The sequence below is a fragment of the Pseudomonas sp. WS 5011 genome (genome assembly GCF_012985775.1).
Classification (GTDB): domain Bacteria; phylum Pseudomonadota; class Gammaproteobacteria; order Pseudomonadales; family Pseudomonadaceae; genus Aquipseudomonas; species Aquipseudomonas peli.
In genome coordinates, this window is sequence record NZ_JAAQXA010000006.1 from 141,190 (window position 1) to 163,412 (window position 22,223).

Consider the following 22,223-nt stretch of genomic DNA (forward strand, 5'->3'; position numbering starts at 1 on the left):
GGACGGAAATCCGATTAATGCACCGCCCTGCGCGTTACTCAGCGGGTGCTAGCGCCTCACGCAGGCGCTGAATCGCCGCCTGACAGGCACTGCTGTCGGCGAATGCAGGGCTTTGCGCCACGCACTCATCGTCCAACCAGACGCCAAAACCGCCATCTTGCTCGCGCACATCCAATGCTTCACCGGATTGCAGACGCTTATTAGCCATGCCTGCCGCTTTACCATCGGCAAACGATTTGGACAGCAGCAACTGCTCGCCAGCGGCATCCAGCAGGCGGAAGCGGAAGCTGCCGTCATCGTCGCGGAAGCTGACAAAGCGGGCGCTCTTGCCCGCTTTTTTCTTCTCGCCCGCCGTATTGACGGTTTGGCTGCGGAACGAGCGCAGGCCCACAGCCTCGCGCAACTCACCGAGAAAAGGTGTAGCAGTCTTGCGCGCCTTGGCGGCGCCGGCCAGCAGAATATCTTCCAGATCAGCCGGTTTGCTGATCAGAGCGTGATAGCGCTCGCGAGCCTCGCCCAACTCGGCTTCCAGCAGGTTGCACAACGCTTGCTTGGCTTCGCCCCAGGCCAGGCCGCCTTCCAGCGCAGCGCGGAAATCCGTCTGCTGGGTCGGTGCGGCAAAGGCCTGATAGAGGGTAAACAGGTGCGAGCTATCCGGGTCTTTTGGCTCGCCCGGCAGTTTGGAATCGGTCACCACTCGTGCAACGGCATCCTTGAGCTGCTTGGCACTGCCGAACAACGGGATGGTGTTGTCGTAGCTCTTGCTCATCTTGCGCCCATCGAGGCCTGGCAAGGTCGCTACGTCTTCCTCGATCACCGCTTCGGGCAGGGTGAACAGTTCCTTGCCATTACCAAACAGGTGGTTGAAGCGCTGACCGATATCGCGGGCCATTTCCACGTGCTGGATCTGGTCGCGGCCGACCGGCACCTTGTGCGCGTTGAACATCAGAATGTCCGCAGCCATCAGCACCGGGTAACTGAACAGGCCCATGGTGATGCCCGCATCCGGGTCTTCGCCTTGCTCGACGTTCTTGTCCACCGAAGCCTTGTAGGCGTGTGCGCGATTAAGCAGGCCCTTGCCGGCAACGCAGGTGAGCAGCCAGCACAGCTCAGGAATCTCGGGGATATCCGACTGGCGGTAGAAAGTGGCCTTGTCGGTATCCAGCCCCAAGGCTAGCCAGGTTGCAGCGATTTCCAGACGGGAACGCTGGATCCGCGCAGGCTCATCGCACTTGATCAGCGCGTGGTAGTCGGCCAGGAAGTAGAACGAATCTGCATCAGCGGCGCGGCTAGCAACGATGGCCGGGCGAATCGCGCCCGCGTAGTTGCCGAGGTGCGGCGTGCCGGTGGTGGTGATGCCGGTAAGGATACGAGTGGTCATAACGTTCGCTTATTGAGGCTCAATCAGTTCAGAGTCGCGGCAGCAGCAAATCTTTGAGATCCGTTAACTTGCCGTGAAAAAAGTGGCCGCATTCTGCCACTTTCAGCAGCTCATGGGCACGTCCGAGTGCCGCCGACCACTGGGACACCACCTGAGGGTCGATCACTTCGTCGTCTTCAGGCTGGATCAGGATCAGCGGGCAATGGCTGGCTGGGGGCGTTTCTTCGCTCAGGCGCTGCACCGCCGGCGCCACCATAAACAGCTTGTCGAGCGTCACACCCTTGGCTTCCAGGCGTGCACCGAGCGCAGCAGCGACAAAGCCACCAAAGGAAAAACCCAGCAGGGTCACGGGTAATTCGGGATGCTGCGCACGCAGCCAATTGGCCACGGCCTCGGCATCATCCACCTCACCGCTGGCCATATCGTGGCTGCCCGCGCTGGCGCCGACGCCACGGTAATTGAAACGCAACGTGGCCAGGCCACAGTCACGGGCCGTGCGTTGCAGGGTGGAGACCACCTTGTTGAGCATGGTGCCGCCCTGCACCGGATTGGGGTGGCAGATCAGCGCCACGCCACGGGCATCGGGGGTGTCCAGCCACAGGGCTTCGAGTTGGCCGCAGGGGCCGGCAATCATTAGAGGGGTTTCGCGGGTGAGCAACAGGGAACTCCGTGACCTCGCAGTGGGTCGACTCGTCTAGCTGACAGCCTGCGCCATACACACACCACCGCAAACGTTTCGGCATTGCATTGCGGTATACAGCACAGGTTCGAGCCGTTAACGTAAAGCAAAGCCGTTTAGAGAGGAAGGACTCGTGGAACAGACGCTCACCGCCTGGTTGCTACCCGCCATTACCCTGGTAGCTGGCATTGCCATTGGCTTCCTGATTGCCCGCCTGGCACCCAATGCGGCCCCTAGCCGCACCCAGCGTCAGCTGGATGAAATTCAAGAACGCTTCGACACCTACCAAAGCGAGGTGGTGACTCATTTCAACACCACCGCCAACCTGGTGAAAAAGCTCAGCCAAACTCAACTGGACGTGCAACAGCACCTGTCAGACGGGGCCAACCGCCTGGCACTCGACGAGCTGACTCGCCAGCGCCTGCTCGCGACCCTGCACGCCGATGAAAGCAGTGAAAAGCGCGAGCGTATCAAGGCACCGCTCCATCATGAAATGCCAAAGGACTACGCGCCGAAAAGCGCCGATGTGCCAGGCATGCTCGACGAAAGCTACGGTTTGAAGAACAAGTAAACGCCGCTGAGTCGGTCGTTTCGGCGACCGAATAGGCAATAAAAAGCCCCGCATTAGACGGGGCTTTTTAATGTGCAGCAGATTTAGATGGCGCCGCGCTCACGCAGCAGAGCCAACAACTGCTTGACGCCCTCTTCCACCGACAGCGACTGCGTATCGATCACCAGATCGGCATTCAGCGGCACGTCATAGGGGAAGGATTCACCCGGGATATTGTCACCACCCGCCGCGTACAAGCCCTGCGGATCACGCTCAGCGCAGACCTGCGGAGACGCCTGCACATAGACAGTGATCAGGCGCTCTGCACCGATCAATGCTTTGGCCTGCTCGCGGCCTTCGGCATCCGGCGCCACAAAGGCGGCCAGGGTTAGCAGACCGGCTTCGTTGAACTGACGCGCCACGTGCGCGGCACGGCGCCAGTTCTCGGTGCGCCCGGCACGATCCTGCGGCAGACCTTTGTTCAGGTCATGGCGCAGATTCTGGCCATCCAGCACATAAACCGCGCGACCCATGTCGAACAGCTTGCGCTCTACGGCGTAGGCCAAGGTGCTCTTGCCCGCGCCGGACAGGCCGCTGAACAGCACGGTGGCCGGCTGCTGGCCGAAGCGCGTGGCACGCTCTTCGGTGGACACATGCGCCAGCTCACCGTGATGAGTGCTGCCGCCGGCACCGACCGGTTCGGCGATGATCATACCGGCACCGACGGTGCCGTTAGTCAGGCGGTCGATGACGATAAACGAGCCGGTAGTGCGGTTATGCGCATAGCCGTCCAGCGCGATCGGTGCATCCAGGGCGATGCGCACCTGGCCAATTTCGTTGAGCTGCAGGCTGCTCGCCGCGCCCTCTTCCAAGGTATTCACATCGACCCGGTGGGTGATGCTGGCGATCGAACCCGGCACGTAGCTGGTGGCGCGTTTGATGTCGTATTTCTTGCCCGGCAGCATCGGCTCTTCGGCCATCCACACCAGCATGGCGTCGAAGCTGTCGACTACCTGCGGGCGGTTGTCGGCATGCACCAGCATGTCGCCACGGGAGACGTCGATTTCATCTTCCAGGGTGATGGTGATCGCCTGACCTGGACCGGCCTGCTCCAGCTCACCTTCAAAGGTGACGATGGATTTGACCTTGCTGCCCTTACCCGACGGCAGCGCGATGATTTCGTCGCCCTTGCGCACGATGCCGCTGGCCAGGGTGCCGGCGAAACCGCGGAAGTTCAGGTTCGGACGATTGACGTACTGCACCGGGAAGCGCAGATCGTCGAAATTGCGATCGCCCGCCACTTCCACGGTTTCGAGAATTTCCATCAGCGACTGGCCGGTGTACCAAGGCGACTGCTCGCTCTTGTTCACCACGTTGTCGCCCTTCAGCGCCGACATCGGCACGAAGTGCAGCGAGCTTGGCTTGAGCGCAATACCTTCGGCGAACTTCAGGTAATCGGCCTTGATCTGCTCGAATACGCCTTGATCGAAGCCCTTGAGGTCCATCTTGTTGATGGCCACAACGATGTGCTTGATGCCCAGCAGGCTGGCGATAAAGCTATGACGCTTGGTCTGGGTCTGCACACCGTAGCGCGCGTCGATCAGGATGATCGCCAGGTCGCAGGTGGAGGCACCAGTGGCCATGTTGCGGGTGTACTGCTCATGGCCGGGGGTGTCGGCGATGATGAATTTGCGCTTGGCGGTGCTGAAATAGCGGTAGGCCACGTCGATGGTGATGCCCTGCTCGCGCTCGGCCTGCAGGCCGTCGACCAGCAATGCCAGATCGACTTCTTCGCCAGTGGTGCCGGACTTCTTCGAGTCACGGGTGATGGCTTCCAGATGGTCTTCATAGATCATCTTCGAGTCGTGCAGCAGGCGGCCAATCAGGGTGCTCTTGCCGTCGTCGACGTTGCCGCAGGTAAGGAAGCGCAGCAGTTCTTTGCGCTCGTGCTGGGCCAGGTAAGCGAGGATGTCTTCGCTGATCAGATCGGATTGGTGCGACATATTAAAAGTACCCCTGACGTTTTTTCTCTTCCATGGAACCGGCAGCATCGTGGTCGATGACGCGGCCCTGGCGCTCGGAAGTACGGGTCAGGAGCATTTCCTGAATGATGTCAGTGAGGCTGGTGGCCGTGGATTCCACCGCGCCGGTCAGCGGGTAGCAGCCGAGGGTGCGGAAACGCACCATCTTCTTAGTGATACGCGCTTTCTCTTCATCCGAGAGGTGCTCGAGGATGCGATCGTCGTCGATCATGATCAGTGTGCCATTCTTTTCGATCACTTCACGCTCGGCGGCGAAGTACAGCGGCACGATCGGGATCTGTTCCAGGTAGATGTACTGCCAGATGTCCAGCTCGGTCCAGTTGGACAGCGGGAACACACGGATTGACTCGCCCTTCTTGACGTTGCCGTTGTACACATTCCACAGCTCGGGACGCTGGTTCTTCGGGTCCCAACGATGCTTGCTGTCGCGGAAGGAGTACACGCGCTCTTTAGCGCGGGATTTCTCTTCGTCGCGGCGCGCGCCACCGAAGGCGGCGTCAAAGCCGTACTTGTCCAGCGCCTGCTTGAGGCCTTCGGTCTTCATCACATCGGTGTGCTTGGCACTGCCGTAGGTGAAGGGGTTCATGTCCTGCGCCACACCATCGGGGTTGATGTGGGTGATCAGGTCTAGGCCGTACTCGTTGACCATCTTCTCGCGGAAGCTGTACATCTCCTGAAACTTCCAGCGCGTGTCGACGTGCATCACCGGGAACGGCAGCTTCCCAGGAAAGAACGCCTTTCGTGCCAGGTGCAGCATCACGGCGGAGTCTTTACCGATGGAATAGAGCATTACCGGGTTGTCGAATTCGGCGGCCACTTCACGAATGATGTGGATACTTTCCGCCTCCAGCTGTTTCAGGTGGGTCAGTTTATCGAGCATGGCTACTCACGAAATGCGATGTGTTTGGGCCGGCGGGCCGTGGACGAGGGCGCACTCTAGCACAGCACCCACTTCTAATCAGGAGCCCAGTTAGATCGAAACGATCTAGCTTTATACCTGCCGGGAAGGCGGTAATTGCGCCTCATACTGGGTTTGGGCAATCAATAAACAGATGCTCAATAGCAAAGCGCCACGCCAGATAATCACCCAGCGCCTGCACACCGTAACGCTCGGTGGCGTGATGGCCGGCGGCGATAAAGCTGATGCCATTTTCCCGGGCGCTGTGGAAGGTCTGCTCGGAGGCTTCGCCGGTCAGGTACAGATCGACCCCGGCAGCAATCGCCTGGTCGATATAACCCTGACCGCCACCGGTGCACCAACCGACTCGACGAATCATCTCGTCACCTTCGACCAGCAGTGGTTCGCGGCCAAGCACCTGATGCACATGGCGGGCGAAATCGCGCGGGCTCATGGCCTCGGCCAGCGAGCCAATTAGACCGACGGTGCGCGGATTTTCTGGCTCCACCGGGCCTTCCACGGTAATACCCAGCTGAGCGGCCAGTTGCACGTTGTTGCCAACGTCGGGGTGCACATCCAGTGGCAGGTGATAGGCCAGCAGACTGATGTCGTTGGCCAGCAAGGTCTGCAAACGGCGGCGCTTCATCCCGGTAATGCAGGGATTCTCACCCTTCCAGAAGTAACCGTGATGCACCAGCAGCACATCGGCGTCGGCTTCAACGGCAGCCTCTATCAGCGCCTGACTGGCGGTCACGCCACTGACGATACGCCGAACCTGCGGCCGGCCCTCGACCTGCAGACCATTGGGACAGTAATCACTGATGCGCGCGGCATTCAGGTAGCGGTCGGCTTCTTCCACTAGGGCAGCTAGGGCAATGGCCATAGGGTTTCCTTATCAACAGGTGTGCAGGCGCTGCTTTATTCGCAGCCACCTCTCTATAATGGCGCACCTTAAGGGGCGCATCCGCCCCCGGCAACCCTCAGGATTGGATCGATGTTCAAGGCCCTGCGTTTCCTCGGCTGGCCCCTTTTGGTCGGTGTGCTGTCAGCACTGCTGATCATGCAGTATTTCCCCCAGTGGGTCGGCTTGCCGGGGCAGGACGTGCACGTGCGCCAGGCGCCGTTCTACAGCCGTATGCAGGAAGGTCCGGTGTCCTATGCCGACGCGGTGAATCTGGCCTCGCCGGCCGTCGCCAACCTGTACACCACCAAGTTCGTCAACAAACCTGCGCATCCATTGTTCGAGGACCCGCAGTTTCGCAAGTTCTTCGGCGATAACCTGCCCAAGCAACGGCGCATGGAGTCGAGCCTCGGCTCGGCAGTAATCATGAGCCCGGAAGGCTACCTGCTGACCAACAACCATGTGGTCGCGGGTGCTGATCAGATCGTCGTGGCCCTGAAAGATGGCCGCGAGCCCCTGGCTCGCATCATTGGCAGCGACCCGGAAACTGACCTCGCGGTGCTGAAAATCGACCTGCAGGACCTGCCGTTTATCACCCTCGGTCGCTCAGACAATATCCGTATTGGCGACGTCAGCCTGGCCATCGGCAACCCGTTCGGCGTTGGCCAAACCGTGACCATGGGCATCATCAGCGCCACCGGGCGCAACCAGCTGGGCCTCAACACCTACGAAGACTTTATCCAGACCGACGCAGCGATCAACCCCGGCAACTCCGGCGGCGCCCTGGTGGATGCCTACGGCAACCTGGTGGGTATCAATACCGCGATTTTCTCCAAGTCCGGCGGCTCACAAGGCATCGGCTTTGCCATCCCGGTCAAACTAGCGATGGATGTGATGCAGGCGATTATTGAGCACGGCCAGGTGATTCGCGGCTGGCTAGGCATCGAAGTACAACCGTTGACCCCAGAGCTGGCGGAATCCTTCGGCATGGACGGTCGCCCTGGGATCGTCGTGGCCGGTATTTACCGCGACGGCCCCGCGCAGAAGGCCGGCCTGCAGCCAGGCGATCTGATCCTCAGCATCGATGGTGAAGCCGCCGGCGATGGCCGACGCTCGATGAACCAGGTGGCGCGTGCCAAGCCGGGTGAGAAGATCAGCATCGACATCCTGCGCAACGGCAAGCCCCTGAAACTGACCGCTGAGATCGGTGTAAGACCGCCCGTCAACGGCAGCTAACCCTCATCCTTTTTAACTTTGCGCAACGCAAGCGATAACTCTTCTCAATTTTAATGTTATGTTATTACATTAAATATAAAAGAAGGATGTCTCCCCTTGCGCGCCGCCCACGCCTTACTCGCCAGCCTGCTGCTTCCCAGCACCTTTGCTGCAGCAGCAGAAAACCCCGTTGAGCTTTCTGCCACCACCGTCACCGCCCGCCAGGAACAAGCAGATGGCCCAGTTCAGGGTTACCGCGCCACCCGTTCGGCCAGCGCGACGCGTACCGATACGCCGATTGCCCAGATTGCCCAGAGCATCAATGTGGTACCCGCCCAGGTGCTCAATGACCTGGGTACCTCGCGCATCGACCGCGCCCTGGACTTCGCTGGCGGCGTGTCCAGGCAAAACAACTTCGGCGGCCTGACCTTCCTCAATTACAGCGTGCGCGGCTTCACCACCGGCGAGTTGTACAAAAACGGCTTCGCCATCAACCGTGGCAGCTACAGTTCGCCGGACGCCTCCGGCATTGAGCGCATCGAAGTACTCAAAGGCCCGGCTGCCAGCCTGTATGGCCGTGGCGACCCGGGCGGCATGATCAATATCGTCAGCAAGAAACCGCAGGCCGAGGCTTTCAGCCAACTCAAGGCCAGCGCCGGGAGCTGGGACCGCTACCGCAGCAGCCTGGATGTCAACACCCCGCTGAATGACGACGCCACCCTGCTATCGCGGGTCAACCTGGCGGTCGAGGACAATCAGAGCTTTCGCGACCATGTCGGCAGCGAACGGCAGATCGTCAGCCCGTCGCTGAGTTGGCAGCTGAACCCCGACACCCTGCTGCTGATCGAGAGCGAATTCACCCGCACCGAGTCGGTGTTCGACCGTGGTATCCCGGCGGTGAACAACCGCATGGGCGCGGTGAAAGACTCCACGTTTATGGGCGAACCGAACGACGGCAGCATCCGCAACGACAACCAGATGCTGCAGGTCAGCCTTGAGCATTACCTCAATGACAGCTGGAAGCTGCGCCTGGCCAACCACTACGCCCAAGGTCGCCTCCAAGGCAATAGCTCCGAGCCGTCACGCCTGGTTGGCGACACCGTGACGCGTTTCTATCGCCAGCGCAGCTTCGAATGGAACGACAGCATCACCCAAGCCGAACTGCATGGCAGCTTCAACCTCGGCAGCTGGCAGCACCAGACCCTCGCCGGCCTGGAGTACGAAAACTACCGCAACAGCCAGAAGTACCCGCAAAGCGCGACCACACTGGGCTACGGCCAGAACATCTACCAACCCCAGTACGGCCAGGCCAAGCCGGCCATCGTCAATCCCAACGACTTCTTCGAGCATACCGAGAGCTTTGCCCTCAACCTGCAGGATCAGATCAGCTTCAGCGAACGCCTGAGTGGCCTGATCGGCGCGCGCTTCGAACGCTTCGAACAGACCGCGCTGAACCGCAGCACCCGGGTCAGCAATGAGCAGAACAAGGATGTCGCCACCGCGCGCACAGGGCTGCTCTATCAACTGACGCCGCAAATCGGGGTGTTCGCCAACGCCTCCACCTCGTTCAAGCCCAACAGCATCAGCAGCCAGGGCACGGTATTCAAACCGGAGAAGGGCCTGGGCTATGAAACCGGGCTGAAGCTCGACCTGCTCGACAGCCGCATGGGCGCGACCATCGCGCTGTTTCATATCGACAAGGAAAACGTGCTGACCGCCGACCCGGCCAACCCCGGCGACAGCATCGCGGCCGGCAAAGCGCGCAGCCAGGGCCTGGATATGCAGTTCAGCGGCCAGCTCAGCGATGCCGTGCGCATCATTGGCGCCTACGCCTTTATCGATGCCGAAGTCACCGAAGACAACAGCCTGCCGGTCGGCAGCAAGCTGCTCGGCGTCGCCCGCCACAGCGGTAGCCTGCTGACCGTCTACCAGTTTCAGGAAGGCCGCCTGCGCGGCTCGGATATCGGCGCCGCACTCAACTATGTAGGGGATCGCTCGGGGCAAGCCGGCAGCGACTTCGAATTGCCGGCCTACAGCACCGTCGACCTGCTCGCGCGCTACCAGGCCAATGAAGACCTGAGCATCGGCCTGAACCTCAACAACCTGTTCGACCGCGAGTACTACGAGCGCGCTTTCAACAGCGTCTGGGTCATGCCCGGCGACCCTCGCAACCTCAGCCTCAGCCTGACCCTCAATCTCTGACCCACCACTCAAGGAACCTCAGTATGCGTACTGCCAAACCCGCCATGCTCACTGCGCTGTTCGCCGCCCTGCTCGCCGGGCAAGTCCAGGCCCACGGCCTGTGGACCGAACAGCGCCGCGGCCATATCGAAACCATCTACGGTCACGGTGCCGAGGACAACGCTTTCAAGGCCGAGAAAATCAGCGGCGCCTGGGCCTATGACGCCGCCGGTAAGATGATTCCGGTGACCGTCCAGCGCCTGGAGGATCACGCCCGTCTGCAACCGCTGAAAACCCCGGCGGTGCTCGGCGTAGCCCTGGATAACGGCGCCTGGTCACTGACCCCGGACAAACAGTGGATCAACCAGGGCCGCAGCAAAGTGCCGAACTCGACCGAGTCGCTGCACACCTTCAAGTACAGCCTGGCGATTTACCAGGAAGGCGCCACGTTGCCGAAGCTGGATCAATTGAAGATGGTTATCCTGCCGGAAGTCGACCCACTCAAGGTCGGCCCCGGTAAGCCGCTGGCCGTGCGGGTACTGGTAGATGACAAACCAGCAGCGGGGGTCGAGCTGATCGGTGACTACCGTGGCGCGCCGCACCAGGTCAGCGCCACCACCGATGCCGACGGCCGCGCCCAGGTACTGGTGCGCAACGAAGGGCTGAACATCATCAGCGCGTCCATCGACCTGCCAGTCAAAGGCGACAAGGACATCGAGACGCGCGGTCTGTTTACCTCGCTGACCTTCCTCGGTGCAGCGCACCACGAGTAAGGCTTCGCTGATAACAAAAAGCCGGAGCAGTGCTCCGGCTTTTTTACGACATCCAGTTAAAGGCCTTGCAGCGCGTCCAGCAGTGCCTGGTTCTGCTCCTGTGTGCCGATGGTGATACGCAGGAACTGGGCAATGCGCTGCTGCTTGAAGTGACGCACGATCACCCCCTGCTCACGCAGGCCAGCGGCCAGGGCTGCGGCATCCTTACCCGGATGGCGGGCAAACACGAAGTTCGCCTGTGATGGCAGCACCTCAAAGCCGAGCTTTTCTAGCCCAGCCACCACAACCTCACGGCTTTCGATCACCCGCTGGCAGGTCTGCTCGAAGTAAACCTTGTCCTCAAATGCCGCCGCCGCGCCGGCAATCGCCATACGGTCCAACGGGTAGGAGTTAAAGCTGTTCTTGATCCGCTCCAGCGCTTCGATCAGGTCCGGATGCCCCACCGCAATGCCGACCCGCAATCCGGCCAACGAGCGCGACTTAGACAAGGTCTGGCTGACCAGCAGGTTCGGGTACTTGTCCACCAGACTGATCGCCGTTTCACCGCCGAAGTCGATATAGGCTTCATCCACCAACACCACGGTATCAGGGTTGGCCTTGAGCAAACGCTCGATCGCCTCCAGGGCCAGCCCGCAGCCAGTCGGCGCATTGGGGTTGGGGAAGATAATGCCGCCGTTGGGCCGCACGTAATCCTCAACGCGAATCTGGAACTGCTCATCCAGCGGCACCTGCACAAAGTCGATGCCATACAGGCCGCAGTACACCGGGTAGAAGCTGTAGCTGATATCCGGGAAAAGCAGCGGCTGGCCATGCTGGAACAGGCCGTGGAAGGCGTGCGCCAGCACCTCGTCGGAACCGTTACCGACAAATACCTGAGCGGTCTGCACGCCGTAATAGTCAGCCACCGCCTGTTTCAGGCGGTCGCTGTTCGGGTCCGGGTACAGGCGCAGGTTGTCATTGACCTCGGCCTGCATGGCGGCGATGGCCTTGGGCGACGGACCATAGGGGTTTTCGTTGGTGTTTAGTTTGACCAGCTTGGCCAGCTTCGGCTGTTCACCTGGCACATAAGGCACCAGGTCTTTGACGAAGGGGCTCCAGAATTTGCTCATCTGCCCTTCTCTCCTCGAATTCAATTCTGGGGTGAGGCGCGCCTCCGCGCGCCCTGAAATTCAGTTCTTTATGCGGTATTCGGCGCTACGGGCGTGGGCGGTCAGCGACTCGCCACGGGCCAGCACACTGGCCACCTTGCCCAGCTCCGACGCACCTTCAGCCGAACAGTGAATGATCGACGAGCGTTTCTGGAAGTCATACACCCCCAGCGGCGAGGAATAACGCGCGGTACCGGAGGTCGGCAGCACATGGTTGGGCCCTGCGCAGTAATCGCCAAGGGCTTCAGCGGTGTAACGGCCCATAAAGATCGCACCAGCATGACGAATCAGTGGCAGGTACTCTTCCGGGGTTTCCACCGACAGCTCCAAATGCTCCGGCGCGATACGGTTAGCCACTTCAATGGCCTGAGCCATGTCGGCCACCTGAATCAGCGCACCACGGCCTTCCAGTGAGGTGCGCGCAATCGTCTCGCGCTCCAGGGTCGGCAGCAGCTTGGCAATGCTTTCGGCGACGCGATCAAGGAAGGCGGCATCCGGGCTGACCAGGATCGACTGGGCGTCTTCGTCGTGCTCGGCCTGGGAGAACAGGTCCATGGCGATCCAGTCCGGATCGGTCTGGCCGTCACACACCACCAGAATTTCCGACGGCCCGGCGATCATGTCGATACCGACCTTGCCGAACACATGACGCTTAGCCGTGGCGACGTAGATATTGCCCGGGCCGACAATCTTGTCCACCGGCGGCACGCTTTCGGTGCCATAGGCCAACGCTGCGACGGCTTGCGCACCGCCGATGGTGAACACCCGGTCGACGCCGGCAATACAGGCCGCGGCGAGAACGATTTCATTGATCTCGCCACGCGGGGTCGGCACCACCATCACTACTTCCGGCACGCCAGCGACCTTGGCCGGGATGGCGTTCATCAGCACCGAAGACGGATAGGATGCTTTGCCACCCGGCACGTACAGACCGGCGCGGTCCAACGGGGTAACCTTCTGCCCCAACACCGTGCCGTCGGCTTCGGTGTAGGTCCAGGAATCCTGTTTCTGCCGCTCGTGGTAGCTGCGCACACGCTCGGCGGCTTTTTCCAGGGCACTGCGCTGCTCAGGGGTGATGCGGGTCAGGGCCAGTTCCAGACGCTCGCGCGGCAGAATCAAATCCGCCATGGACGCAACATCCAGGCCATCGAACTGCTTGGTGAACTCGACCAGCGCCGCATCGCCGCGCTCACGCACGGCTTTGATGATGTCCAGCACGCGCTGGTTGACCGCGTCGTCCGAGACACTTTCCCAGCTCAGCAGATGATCCAGATGCTGGGCAAAGTCCTGGTCAGCGGCATTGAGTCGGCGAATAGCGATAGGAGCGGTCATAGCGGGCCTCTTAAATTGGCAAATGCTCGGGCGTCGCTAGGCTACCAAGCCCACCGTATGGACGCCCGAGATAATTGGCTATGACACGGATAGGCAGACGCGGCGTAATGCCGCGTTGAGGGTATTAGCGGGGGTGTCGCGCTTCAACTGCATCGCGCAGGGTGTCGATCAACGCCTGAATGCGCGCATGCTGCATCTTCATCGACGCCTTGTTGACGATCAGCCGCGAGCTAATCATGGCAATCAGCTCCTGAGCTTCCAGGCCATTGGCGCGTAGGGTGTTACCGGTGTCAACCACGTCAATGATCTTGTCAGCCAACCCCACCAGCGGTGCCAACTCCATCGAGCCATACAGCTTGATGATGTCGACCTGACGGCCCTGCTCGGCGTAATACCGCTTGGCCACGTTGACGAACTTGGTGGCCACCCGCAGACGGCCTTTCGGCTCAGGTGCACCAACAGCACCGGCGGTCATCAGCTTGCATTGGGCAATGCGCAGATCCAGCGGCTCATACAAGCCCTGGCCGCCGTATTCCATCAGCACATCTTTACCAGCCACACCGAGATCGGCCGCGCCGTGTTCGACATAAGTCGGCACGTCAGTGGCACGCACGATTAGCAGGCGCACATCATCCAGAGTGGTCGGGATGATCAGCTTGCGACTTTTATCCGGGTTCTCGGTCGGCTCAATGCCCGCCGCTGCCAGCAGCGGCAGGGTGTCATCGAGAATCCGGCCTTTGGAAAGGGCAATCGTCAGCATGGTCTTAGCCCGGCACGCGGCGAATCTTCGCCCCCAGCAACTGCAATTTCTCTTCGATGCACTCGTAACCACGGTCGATGTGGTAAATGCGGTCGATCAGGGTGTCACCTTCGGCGACCAGTGCCGAGATCACCAGGCTGGCCGACGCTCGCAGGTCGGTGGCCATGACGGGCGCGCCCTTGAGCTTCTCGACCCCAGTGACGATGGCGGTGTTGCCCTCGACCTGGATCTGCGCGCCCATGCGGATCATTTCATGCACGTGCATAAAGCGGTTTTCGAACACGGTTTCGATCACCGTGCCGGTGCCCTCGGCAATTGCATTGAGGGCAATAAACTGCGCCTGCATATCGGTGGGGAACGCCGGGTACGGAGCGGTACGCAGGTTAACGGCTTTCGGCCGCTTGCCGTGCATGTTCAGCTCGATCCAATCGTTGCCACAGGTGATTTCCGCACCGGCTTCCTGCAGCTTGGACAGCACCGCTTCCAGGGTGGTCGGATCGGTGTCTTTGACCTTGACCCGGCCGCCCGTAACAGCTGCAGCCACCAGGTAGGTGCCGGTTTCGATACGGTCAGGCATCACGCTGAAGCGCGCGCCATGCAGACGCTCGACGCCATCGATGGTGATGGTGTCAGTACCAGCACCGCTGATTTTCGCGCCCATGGCGATCAGGCAGTTGGCCAGGTCGACCACTTCCGGCTCGCGCGCGGCGTTTTCCAGCACGCTACGGCCTTTGGCCAGAGTCGCGGCCATCATGATGTTTTCAGTACCGGTCACACTGACGGTATCGAAGAAGAAGTGCGCGCCACGCAGACCGCCTTCCGGGGCCTTGGCCTTGATGTAACCGGCTTCGACATCGATGATCGCGCCCATGGCTTCGAGGCCACGGATGTGCAGATCAACCGGACGCGAGCCGATGGCGCAGCCACCTGGCAGGGCCACTTCGGCATAACCGAAGCGCGCGACCATCGGGCCGAGCACCAGGATCGAGGCGCGCATGGTTTTCACCAGCTCATAGGGCGCAACCAGAGTCTTGATCGCCCGCGCATCGACTTCCACGCTGAGCTTCTCGTCGATGATCGGCTCGATACCCATGCGACCGAACAGCTCGATCATGGTGGTGATATCGTGCAGGTGCGGCAGGTTGCAGATGGTGACGGGTGCGTCACCGAGCAGGGTGGCGGCGAGAATCGGCAGGGCAGAGTTCTTCGCCCCGGAAATGCGGATTTCGCCATCAAGGCGCACACCGCCGGTAATAATCAGTTTGTCCATGATTCTCTCGGTTTAGGAGCGCGCGGCCCAATCGGCACGGCTGAAGAATTTCATACTCACGGCGTGAATGCTGCCATCGGCGATCCAGGCATTGAGGTGAGCGTAGATCTGCTGCTGGCGTTTGACCGGACTAATGGCGGCCAATTCGTCACTGATCAGGTTCAGCTGAAAGTTGCAGCCTTCGCCTTCAACTTCCACCTGGGTATCCGGCAATTTAGCCTCAAGGAGACTCTTTACTTCTAAGGCCTGCATGCTCAACCTCGATCAACGCATAAATTAACGACTGCCGAGCAGACGCTCGCGGGTCGAGCATCATACAAAAAAGCCCCCCGCCTGCGAACCCCGCATTACTGCCAGCCGACCGAAGCCTTGATCAGGCTTGCAGCGGAAGAATCTCCAGCAAACCGCAAACGCCAGCGATCTCGCGCATGTCCTTGGGCAGATTACTCACGCTGAGGGTCTTGCCGGCCGCACTGGCATCACGCATAAACGCCAACAACAGCGACAGCCCGACGCTACTGGATTTCTCCACACCCGCGCAATCAATCACACATGCCGCAGCCGGACTGACCTTGAGCAGGCGCGCACCTTGCTCACGCAGCGCCGGCGCGCTGAGGTAATCGAGTATGCCGGCCAGGCTAAAAACGCCAGGCGACGCCTCACGGATACTGGCTTGACTCACGATGCATTGGCCCCTTGGCGGGCTTTGGCAACGGTCTCGGTCCAGTTGTCGATGACCCTGTCCAGGTCATTGCGATTGTCTTGCATGGCCTGGGCGAACTGATCACGGAATAACTTACCGACGTTAATGCCGTTGATCACCACGTTGCGCATCTTCCAGGTGCCATCGAGGCTGACCATGGTGTAAGACAGCGGGTAAACCACGCCCTTGCCGTCCTTGATTTCCATGTTTACCGAGGTGCGCTCAGGGTCCTGCTGGCCGCTGACTGGCAGCACGCGGATATCCTGGTTGTTGTATTCGAGCAAGGCATTGCCATAGAACTGCATCAAGCTGCGCTTGAAGTTCTCCTGAAAGCGCTGCATCTGCTCAGGCGAAGCCTGTCGCGAGTAACGCACGGTCATCACACCACGAGAAATCCCGTCAACATCCACCACCGGGCCAAGAATGCTGTTCAGGGCGTTGTAAAACGCACCCGGATCGGTACGGTACTGCTCTTTGTTGGCCTTGAGGTCGGCTAGCAGCGTGGTGGTGGTCTGCTGCACCACTTCATGAGCGGCTGGAGCTGCCAACGCCTGGAATGAGATAGCGGCCAGACAGATAAACAAACCGTTACGCAGCGTTTTGAACATAGTCAGCACCCCTCTTAATTTGCCTGGTCTTTGTTGACCGAATTCAGCAAAAACTTACCAATCAGGTCTTCCAGCACCAACGACGACTGCGTGTCGTGAATGGTGCTGCCATCACGCAGCACCTCTTCTTCGCCGCCCACGCTAATCCCAATGTATTTCTCGCCCAACAAGCCCGCGGTCAGAATCGAGGCGGTAGAGTCTGCCGGCAAGTTATCCACGGCATCATCCAACACCATGGTGACGCGCCCCATGTAGCTGTTGCGGTCCAGATCAATGGCGGTGACCTTACCAATCGTCACGCCGGCCATGGTCACTTTCGATCTGACCGTCAACCCCACGATATTCTCAAAGTGCGCATACACCTTGTAGGTATTTTCACTGCTGCCAACAGTCAGGCCGCTCACGCGCAAGGCCAGCAGCAACAAGGCCAACAACCCAGCCAACATGAACAAGCCGACACCCACTTCCAGCGTGCGGTTCTGCATCAGAAATCTCCAAACATCAAAGCAGTCAGAATAAAGTCCAGCCCCAGCACGGCGAGCGAGGCGTACACCACGGTTTTCGTGGTGGCACGACTAATCCCTTCCGAAGTCGGCTCACAGTCATAGCCCTGAAACACGGCAATCCAGGTCACAACAAACGCAAAGACCACACTCTTGATCACACCATTGAGCACATCTTCACGGAATGAAACACTGCTTTGCATGTTGGCCCAGAACGAACCTTCATAAACCCCCAGCCAGTCGACGGCGACCATCGCACCGCCCCAGATACCGACCACACTGAAGATCATCGCCAGCAGCGGCATCGAAATAAAACCGGCCCAAAGCCGCGGCGCGACAATATATTTGAGCGGGTCAACGCCGATCATCGCCAGGCTCGACAGCTGCTCGGTGGATTTCATATTGCCGATTTCCGCAGTCAACGCCGAACCGGCGCGGCCGGCAAACAGCAAAGCAGTAACCACTGGCCCCAATTCGCGCAGCAGTGTGAGGGCGACCATTTGCCCCACCGCCTGCTCGGAACCGTATTTGGCCAGAATGCTAAAGCCCTGCAGCGACAGCACCATGCCGATAAAGATGCCGGACACGACAATGATGGCCAGGGACATCACCCCAACCGAATACAGCTGCTTGATTAGTAGCTGAAAACTGTTTCCGGTTGAGCCACGCCCCAACAGCGCACGCAGCAAAAACAGCACCGAGCGCCCCAGCGTGGCCACCACATCAATACCGGCGCGACCGAACAGGCGCACCCGCTCGAGCACAGATGTCTTGCGCATCAGCGCCCCCCCAGAAGATCGTCGCGGTAATTGGCCGCCGGAAAGTGAAACGGTACCGGGCCATCGGGGATGCCCTGCATAAACTGACGCACGCGCGGGTTATCCGACGCCATCAACTCAGCCGGAGTGCCCTGCCCCAGCACCTGGGTGTCCCCCACGATATAGATGTAGTCGGCAATACTGGCGGTTTCCGCCAGGTCATGAGACACCACAATGCTGGTGATCGCTAACGCATCGCTCAGCAGGCGAATCAGTCGCACCAGAACCCCCATGGCAATCGGGTCCTGGCCGACGAAAGGCTCGTCATACATCAGTATTTGTGGGTCCAGGGCAATCGCTCGAGCCAATGCCACACGACGCTTCATGCCGCCCGAGAGCTCATCCGGCATCAACTCCAGCGCACCACGAAGGCCCACCGCCTGCAACTTCATCAGGACAATGTCACGAATCATCTCTTCAGGGAGTTTGGTGTGCACGCGCAGGGGGAAGGCAACGTTCTCGAACACGTCCAGGTCTGTAAACAGCGCACCACTCTGGAACAGCACGCCCATCTGTTTGCGCATGTCGAACAGCTCACTGCGCGACAGCGTCGGCAAGTTCAGCCCATTGACCCAAACTTCACCCTGACTCGGCTTGAGTTCAGCCGCGATCAAGCGCAACAGCGTGGTTTTGCCACAGCCAGACGGCCCCATGATCCCTGTGACTTTGCCACGGGGAATCTGGATATCGATGTTTTTGAAAATATCCCGCTCGCCACGCTTGAAGCTGACGTTCTTCAGCTCAACCGCATACGGGTTCTCGGCGCTCATCTGGACTCCTTGCTCAACGCTTGCCTGACTGACGTATCGCCCTGAACAAAGGGCACTACAGATCGTCGAACGTACCGAAAATGGCCGCGAACTATACCACTGCGGCACTGACCGCCCAAGACTGAAGGTGTTGCTGAAGATAAGCACCGCACAACTACAACCTGCCACGAACCACTCGAAATACTGGGCAGGCACACCTTTCTCGTTATAATCCCCAGCTTTTAGCCTGTTCACCGCAGAGATGTCATGAGCCAATCAACCGATCTGATTCAGTCAGCGCAGCGCACCATTCGCTTGGAGCTCGAAGCTATTCAGGATCTGCTGGCGCGCATCAATGATGATTTTGTGCGCGCCTGCGAGCTGATTCTCGCCAGCAAGGGTCGTGTAGTGGTACTCGGCATGGGCAAATCCGGCCACGTCGGCAACAAGATTGCCGCCACATTGGCCAGCACAGGCACCACTGCGTTTTTTGTGCACCCAGCTGAAGCGAGCCACGGTGACATGGGCATGATCACCCGCGATGACGTGGTACTGGCCTTATCCAACTCAGGTTCTACCGCAGAAATCGTCACCCTGCTGCCGCTGATCAAACGCCTAGGCATCCGCCTGATCAGCATGACCGGCAACCCAGACTCTCCTCTGGCCACTGCAGCTGAAGTCAACCTGGACGCCCGTGTGTCTCAGGAAGCCTGCCCACTGAACCTGGCGCCAACGTCGTCGACTACCGTGTCACTGGTTCTGGGCGATGCTCTTGCCGTAGCCTTGCTCGAAGCTCGCGGCTTTACCGCCGAAGATTTTGCTTTTTCCCATCCGGGCGGCGCACTGGGCCGACGCCTGCTGCTTAAGGTGGACAACGTGATGCACGCCGGCGACAGCCTGCCACGCATCAAGCGCGGCACATCGCTGCGTGATGCACTACTGGAAATGACCCAGAAAGGCCTGGGCATGACCGTGGTAACAGAGGATGACGGTCGCCTAGCCGGGATATTCACTGACGGCGACCTGCGCCGTACCCTGGACCGCAATATCGACGTGCGCCAGACCATTATCGATGACGTAATGACCGTCCACGGCAAGACTGCCCGCGCAGACATGTTGGCGGCAGAGGCCTTGAAAATCATGGAAGACCACAAGATCAGCTCACTGGTCGTTGTCGACGAAAACGATCTGCCCATCGGCGCACTGAACATGCACGACCTGCTCCGTGCCGGAGTGATGTGATGATCGATGCCGACCTGCTGCAACGCGCTCAAGCCATAAAACTGGCCATTTTCGATGTCGACGGCGTCCTCACAGACGGCAAGCTTTATTTTCTGGTCGACGGCAGCGAATTCAAGACGTTCAACACCCTCGACGGTCACGGCATCAAGATGCTGATCAACTCCGGCGTGCGCACCGCGATTATCAGCGGCCGCAAAACACCCGTGGTTGAACGCCGCGCGCAAAATCTGGGGATTCAGCACCTCTACCAAGGTCGCGAAGACAAGCTGGTAGTTCTTGATGAACTGCTTGGCGAACTGGGCCTAGACTATGCACAGGTTGCATACCTCGGTGACGACTTGCCCGACCTGCCGGTGATTCGCCGCGTCGGCCTGGGCATGGCTGTTGCCAGCGCCGACAACTTTGTCCGCCAGCACGCCCATGGGATTACCCGCGCCCGCGGAGGCGAAGGCGCCGCCCGTGAGTTCTGCGAACTGATCATGCACGCCCAAGGCACCCTCGAAGCCGCCCAAGCTGCTTACCTATAGGCCAAACATGCCCCGCAAATTATTCAACGTTGTTCTGTTTGCCTTTGTCGCGCTACTGGTAGCGGCGCTCGGCTATTGGAACCTCAGCCCTGACAGTTTCAACGAACAGCCCCAGTCAGCCGAGACCGACACCACCATCGACTTTTACGCCACCAACACCTACACCGTTCAATACCAGGCCGATGGCAAACTGCACTATGAGTTGAAGGCCGACAAGGTCGAGCACGTTAAGGCCAGCGACATCACCCTGATGACCAGCCCGAATATGAACCTATTCCGCGGCACCGAGCTGCCCTGGAAAATCCGCAGCGAGCGCGGTGAAGTATCGCCAGGCGGCGTTGAGGTCGAGCTGATCGACAAGGTGCGCGTTGAGCGTACCGACGCCAAAGGCCGGCCGACTATTCTTACCACCAGCCGCCTGACCGTATTCCCCGAGAAGGAATATGCGCAGACCCAGCAAGCCGTTAGAATCGACGCGGCCAATGGGGTGACCACGGCACAAGGAATGAAAGCGTACATGAATGACGGCAGGATGCTCCTGCTGTCCAACGTAAGAGGTCAGCATGAGGCTCGTTAACACCCTCCCCCTACTACTCAGCCTCAGCGCCGCACTCGGAAGTGTCAGCGCCTGGGCCCTACCCTCCGATCGCGAACAGCCTATCCGCATCCAGGCTGACAGCGCGGAACTTGATGACAAGCAAGGCGTAGCGGTCTACCGCGGTGATGTCGTCATCACCCAGGGCACCATGAAGGTCACTGGCGACACCGTGACCATTACCCAGAATGCCCAAGGCGATGTCGAGGTATTTACCTCTGTCGGCAAGCCGGCCTACTACGAGCAACTGCCGTCAGCCGACAAGCAGATCGTCAAGGCCTACGGCCTGACCATCCAGTATTTCATGGCCAACGAGCGCGTCGTCCTGATCGATCAGGCCAAGGTGATTCAGGAAGGCAACACCTTCGAAGGCGAAAAAATCGTCTATGACACCCAGCGCCAGATCGTCAACGCCGGCCGTGCCACAGACACCAACGTCACCGCGCCACGCCCGCGCATCGACATGGTGATCCAGCCGAAGAACAAACCAGCCGACCAGCAGGCGCAGTAATAATGGCCACATTGAAAGCCCAACACCTGGCCAAGAGCTACAAAGGCCGCCAGGTTGTGCGCGACGTCAGCCTGAGTATCGACAGCGGGCAGATTGTCGGCTTGCTTGGCCCCAACGGCGCCGGCAAGACCACCTGTTTCTACATGATCGTCGGCCTCGTACAGGCCGATCAGGGTCGCGTGATGATCGATGATCTCGACGTCAGTCATCAGCCCATGCATGGCCGCGCTCGCGCCGGCATTGGCTACCTGCCGCAGGAAGCCTCGATTTTCCGCAAGCTCAGCGTAGCCGACAACATCATGGCCATCCTGGAAACCCGCAAGGATCTGGATGGCGCTGCTCGTCGCAAGGAACTTGAAGGCCTGCTGCAGGAATTCCATATCAGCCATATTCGCGACAACCTCGGCATGAGCCTGTCCGGTGGTGAGCGCCGCCGCGTGGAAATTGCCCGCGCCTTGGCGACTAACCCCAAGTTCATCCTGCTCGACGAACCCTTTGCCGGTGTCGATCCGATTTCCGTCGGCGATATCAAGCAGATCATCCACCACCTCAAGGCCAAGGGTATCGGTGTATTGATCACCGACCACAACGTGCGCGAGACCCTGGATATCTGCGAAACCGCCTATATCGTCAGCGATGGCCAGCTGATCGCAGAGGGTGATGCCGAGGCCATTCTGGCCAACCAGACAGTCAAAGAAGTGTATCTGGGGCATGAGTTCCGCCTGTAACCACAGCTTTTCTCAAGCCGACTGCAGCCAAGGCTAGGCAAAACCCTTAAAGTCAGGCATATAATTTGCTTCCTAGTGGCGCTTTTTTGAAAACGCCCTGTTGTGGATT

The 22,223-nt window shown here is 59.8% G+C and carries 24 protein-coding genes; 9 read left to right on the forward strand and 15 right to left on the reverse strand.

The window, feature by feature from the left end; genetic code table 11:
* Nucleotides 1-34: 34 nt before the first annotated feature.
* Nucleotides 35-1,381 (reverse strand): tryptophan--tRNA ligase, encoded by a 1,347-nt coding sequence (locus tag HBN63_RS08920; protein WP_170049154.1) that lies wholly within the window; start codon nucleotides 1,379-1,381, stop codon nucleotides 35-37.
* Between the two features lie 28 nt (nucleotides 1,382-1,409).
* Complete coding sequence (locus HBN63_RS08925; RefSeq protein WP_170049155.1) at nucleotides 1,410-2,039, reverse strand: alpha/beta fold hydrolase; 630 nt, start codon at nucleotides 2,037-2,039, stop codon at nucleotides 1,410-1,412.
* 154 nt (nucleotides 2,040-2,193) lie between these two features.
* Here HBN63_RS08925 and HBN63_RS08930 point away from each other — a divergent pair, with 154 nt between their 5' ends.
* Nucleotides 2,194-2,631 (forward strand): DUF1043 family protein, encoded by a 438-nt coding sequence (locus HBN63_RS08930; protein ID WP_170049156.1) that lies wholly within the window; start codon nucleotides 2,194-2,196, stop codon nucleotides 2,629-2,631.
* Nucleotides 2,632-2,714: 83 nt separating this feature from the next.
* Here HBN63_RS08930 and cysN read toward each other — a convergent pair whose 3' ends face one another.
* The 3 genes from cysN to HBN63_RS08945 form a co-directional block, all read right to left on the reverse strand.
* Nucleotides 2,715-4,613 carry a sulfate adenylyltransferase subunit CysN gene (cysN, locus tag HBN63_RS08935; protein WP_170049157.1) on the reverse strand — a complete coding sequence of 633 codons (1,899 nt, stop codon included), beginning with the start codon at nucleotides 4,611-4,613 and terminating at the stop codon, nucleotides 2,715-2,717.
* Between the two features lies 1 nt (nucleotide 4,614).
* The gene (gene cysD / locus HBN63_RS08940) at nucleotides 4,615-5,532 is read right to left on the reverse strand and encodes a sulfate adenylyltransferase subunit CysD (RefSeq protein WP_069517898.1); all 918 of its coding nucleotides are present in this window, start codon (nucleotides 5,530-5,532) and stop codon (nucleotides 4,615-4,617) included.
* 142 nt (nucleotides 5,533-5,674) lie between these two features.
* Nucleotides 5,675-6,433 carry a Nif3-like dinuclear metal center hexameric protein gene (locus HBN63_RS08945; protein ID WP_170049158.1) on the reverse strand — a complete coding sequence of 253 codons (759 nt, stop codon included), beginning with the start codon at nucleotides 6,431-6,433 and terminating at the stop codon, nucleotides 5,675-5,677.
* Between the two features lie 111 nt (nucleotides 6,434-6,544).
* Here HBN63_RS08945 and algW point away from each other — a divergent pair, with 111 nt between their 5' ends.
* The 3 genes from algW to HBN63_RS08960 all read left to right on the forward strand — a co-directional run bounded on the left by algW (nucleotide 6,545) and on the right by HBN63_RS08960 (nucleotide 10,620).
* Entirely contained in the window at nucleotides 6,545-7,687 is a 1,143-nt protein-coding gene (gene algW, locus HBN63_RS08950; protein ID WP_170049159.1) for a Do family serine endopeptidase AlgW, read from the forward strand.
* A 96-nt stretch (nucleotides 7,688-7,783) separates the two neighbouring features.
* Entirely contained in the window at nucleotides 7,784-9,868 is a 2,085-nt protein-coding gene (locus tag HBN63_RS08955) for a TonB-dependent siderophore receptor (RefSeq protein ID WP_170049160.1), read from the forward strand.
* 23 nt (nucleotides 9,869-9,891) lie between these two features.
* Complete coding sequence (locus HBN63_RS08960) at nucleotides 9,892-10,620, forward strand: DUF4198 domain-containing protein (protein WP_170049161.1); 729 nt, start codon at nucleotides 9,892-9,894, stop codon at nucleotides 10,618-10,620.
* A 56-nt stretch (nucleotides 10,621-10,676) separates the two neighbouring features.
* On the opposite strand, the gene hisC is transcribed toward HBN63_RS08960, so the two are convergent.
* From hisC to HBN63_RS09010, 10 genes are all read right to left on the reverse strand, one after another.
* Complete coding sequence (hisC, locus tag HBN63_RS08965) at nucleotides 10,677-11,729, reverse strand: histidinol-phosphate transaminase (protein ID WP_170049162.1); 1,053 nt, start codon at nucleotides 11,727-11,729, stop codon at nucleotides 10,677-10,679.
* 60 nt (nucleotides 11,730-11,789) lie between these two features.
* Nucleotides 11,790-13,100, reverse strand: coding sequence for a histidinol dehydrogenase (gene hisD / locus HBN63_RS08970; protein WP_170049163.1), 1,311 nt, complete (start codon nucleotides 13,098-13,100; stop codon nucleotides 11,790-11,792).
* Between the two features lie 124 nt (nucleotides 13,101-13,224).
* Nucleotides 13,225-13,860, reverse strand: a complete 636-nt coding sequence (hisG, locus tag HBN63_RS08975; RefSeq protein WP_090255484.1) for an ATP phosphoribosyltransferase — start codon at nucleotides 13,858-13,860, stop codon at nucleotides 13,225-13,227.
* 4 nt (nucleotides 13,861-13,864) lie between these two features.
* Complete coding sequence (murA, locus tag HBN63_RS08980; RefSeq protein ID WP_170049164.1) at nucleotides 13,865-15,130, reverse strand: UDP-N-acetylglucosamine 1-carboxyvinyltransferase; 1,266 nt, start codon at nucleotides 15,128-15,130, stop codon at nucleotides 13,865-13,867.
* A 12-nt stretch (nucleotides 15,131-15,142) separates the two neighbouring features.
* Nucleotides 15,143-15,382: a BolA family protein gene (locus HBN63_RS08985; RefSeq protein ID WP_170049165.1), complete on the reverse strand. Its 240-nt coding sequence runs from the start codon at nucleotides 15,380-15,382 to the stop codon at nucleotides 15,143-15,145.
* A gap of 121 nt (nucleotides 15,383-15,503) precedes the next feature.
* Nucleotides 15,504-15,812, reverse strand: a complete 309-nt coding sequence (locus tag HBN63_RS08990; RefSeq protein WP_170049166.1) for an STAS domain-containing protein — start codon at nucleotides 15,810-15,812, stop codon at nucleotides 15,504-15,506.
* Entirely contained in the window at nucleotides 15,809-16,441 is a 633-nt protein-coding gene (locus tag HBN63_RS08995; RefSeq protein ID WP_170049167.1) for an ABC transporter substrate-binding protein, read from the reverse strand. The genes HBN63_RS08990 and HBN63_RS08995 overlap by 4 nt, the downstream gene beginning before the upstream one ends.
* A 14-nt stretch (nucleotides 16,442-16,455) precedes the next feature.
* Nucleotides 16,456-16,926: an outer membrane lipid asymmetry maintenance protein MlaD gene (mlaD, locus tag HBN63_RS09000; protein WP_170049168.1), complete on the reverse strand. Its 471-nt coding sequence runs from the start codon at nucleotides 16,924-16,926 to the stop codon at nucleotides 16,456-16,458.
* Complete coding sequence (mlaE, locus tag HBN63_RS09005; RefSeq protein WP_090255496.1) at nucleotides 16,926-17,723, reverse strand: lipid asymmetry maintenance ABC transporter permease subunit MlaE; 798 nt, start codon at nucleotides 17,721-17,723, stop codon at nucleotides 16,926-16,928. The genes mlaD and mlaE overlap by 1 nt, the downstream gene beginning before the upstream one ends.
* Entirely contained in the window at nucleotides 17,723-18,532 is an 810-nt protein-coding gene (locus HBN63_RS09010; protein WP_160089118.1) for an ATP-binding cassette domain-containing protein, read from the reverse strand. Before HBN63_RS09010 ends, mlaE begins: the two co-directional genes overlap by 1 nt.
* A gap of 246 nt (nucleotides 18,533-18,778) precedes the next feature.
* On the opposite strand from HBN63_RS09010, the gene HBN63_RS09015 reads away from it, so the two are divergent.
* Genes HBN63_RS09015 through lptB form a run of 5 tightly spaced genes read left to right on the forward strand, consistent with a single transcriptional unit; the run spans nucleotide 18,779 to nucleotide 22,114 of the window.
* On the forward strand, nucleotides 18,779-19,753 hold the full coding sequence (locus HBN63_RS09015; protein ID WP_160089120.1) for a KpsF/GutQ family sugar-phosphate isomerase: 975 nt from the start codon (nucleotides 18,779-18,781) through the stop codon (nucleotides 19,751-19,753).
* Nucleotides 19,753-20,280 (forward strand): HAD family hydrolase, encoded by a 528-nt coding sequence (locus HBN63_RS09020; protein ID WP_170049169.1) that lies wholly within the window; start codon nucleotides 19,753-19,755, stop codon nucleotides 20,278-20,280. Before HBN63_RS09015 ends, HBN63_RS09020 begins: the two co-directional genes overlap by 1 nt.
* A 7-nt stretch (nucleotides 20,281-20,287) precedes the next feature.
* Entirely contained in the window at nucleotides 20,288-20,857 is a 570-nt protein-coding gene (lptC, locus tag HBN63_RS09025) for an LPS export ABC transporter periplasmic protein LptC (protein ID WP_170049170.1), read from the forward strand.
* Complete coding sequence (gene lptA / locus HBN63_RS09030; protein ID WP_170049171.1) at nucleotides 20,844-21,386, forward strand: lipopolysaccharide transport periplasmic protein LptA; 543 nt, start codon at nucleotides 20,844-20,846, stop codon at nucleotides 21,384-21,386. The genes lptC and lptA overlap by 14 nt, the downstream gene beginning before the upstream one ends.
* Nucleotides 21,387-21,388: 2 nt before the next feature.
* Nucleotides 21,389-22,114: an LPS export ABC transporter ATP-binding protein gene (gene lptB / locus HBN63_RS09035; protein WP_090255506.1), complete on the forward strand. Its 726-nt coding sequence runs from the start codon at nucleotides 21,389-21,391 to the stop codon at nucleotides 22,112-22,114.
* Nucleotides 22,115-22,223 lie beyond the last annotated feature (109 nt).

Bases quoted from the DNA above. Each gene is read 5' to 3' on its own strand.
- HBN63_RS08945 (WP_170049158.1), bottom strand. From the start codon at position 6,433: ATGGCCATTGCCCTAGCTGCCCTAGTGGAAGAAGCCGACCGCTACCTG.
- cysN (WP_170049157.1), bottom strand. From the start codon at position 4,613: ATGTCGCACCAATCCGATCTGATCAGCGAAGACATCCTCGCTTACCTG.
- HBN63_RS09020 (WP_170049169.1), top strand. From the start codon at position 19,753: ATGATCGATGCCGACCTGCTGCAACGCGCTCAAGCCATAAAACTGGCC.
- cysD (WP_069517898.1), bottom strand. From the start codon at position 5,532: ATGCTCGATAAACTGACCCACCTGAAACAGCTGGAGGCGGAAAGTATC.
- hisC (WP_170049162.1), bottom strand. From the start codon at position 11,729: ATGAGCAAATTCTGGAGCCCCTTCGTCAAAGACCTGGTGCCTTATGTG.
- murA (WP_170049164.1), bottom strand. From the start codon at position 15,130: ATGGACAAACTGATTATTACCGGCGGTGTGCGCCTTGATGGCGAAATC.
- HBN63_RS08960 (WP_170049161.1), top strand. From the start codon at position 9,892: ATGCGTACTGCCAAACCCGCCATGCTCACTGCGCTGTTCGCCGCCCTG.
- HBN63_RS09010 (WP_160089118.1), bottom strand. From the start codon at position 18,532: ATGAGCGCCGAGAACCCGTATGCGGTTGAGCTGAAGAACGTCAGCTTC.
- mlaE (WP_090255496.1), bottom strand. From the start codon at position 17,723: ATGCGCAAGACATCTGTGCTCGAGCGGGTGCGCCTGTTCGGTCGCGCC.
- mlaD (WP_170049168.1), bottom strand. From the start codon at position 16,926: ATGCAGAACCGCACGCTGGAAGTGGGTGTCGGCTTGTTCATGTTGGCT.
- HBN63_RS08985 (WP_170049165.1), bottom strand. From the start codon at position 15,382: ATGCAGGCCTTAGAAGTAAAGAGTCTCCTTGAGGCTAAATTGCCGGAT.
- lptA (WP_170049171.1), top strand. From the start codon at position 20,844: ATGAGGCTCGTTAACACCCTCCCCCTACTACTCAGCCTCAGCGCCGCA.
- algW (WP_170049159.1), top strand. From the start codon at position 6,545: ATGTTCAAGGCCCTGCGTTTCCTCGGCTGGCCCCTTTTGGTCGGTGTG.
- HBN63_RS08920 (WP_170049154.1), bottom strand. From the start codon at position 1,381: ATGACCACTCGTATCCTTACCGGCATCACCACCACCGGCACGCCGCAC.
- lptB (WP_090255506.1), top strand. From the start codon at position 21,389: ATGGCCACATTGAAAGCCCAACACCTGGCCAAGAGCTACAAAGGCCGC.
- HBN63_RS08995 (WP_170049167.1), bottom strand. From the start codon at position 16,441: ATGTTCAAAACGCTGCGTAACGGTTTGTTTATCTGTCTGGCCGCTATC.
- lptC (WP_170049170.1), top strand. From the start codon at position 20,288: ATGCCCCGCAAATTATTCAACGTTGTTCTGTTTGCCTTTGTCGCGCTA.
- hisG (WP_090255484.1), bottom strand. From the start codon at position 13,860: ATGCTGACGATTGCCCTTTCCAAAGGCCGGATTCTCGATGACACCCTG.
- HBN63_RS09015 (WP_160089120.1), top strand. From the start codon at position 18,779: ATGAGCCAATCAACCGATCTGATTCAGTCAGCGCAGCGCACCATTCGC.
- hisD (WP_170049163.1), bottom strand. From the start codon at position 13,100: ATGACCGCTCCTATCGCTATTCGCCGACTCAATGCCGCTGACCAGGAC.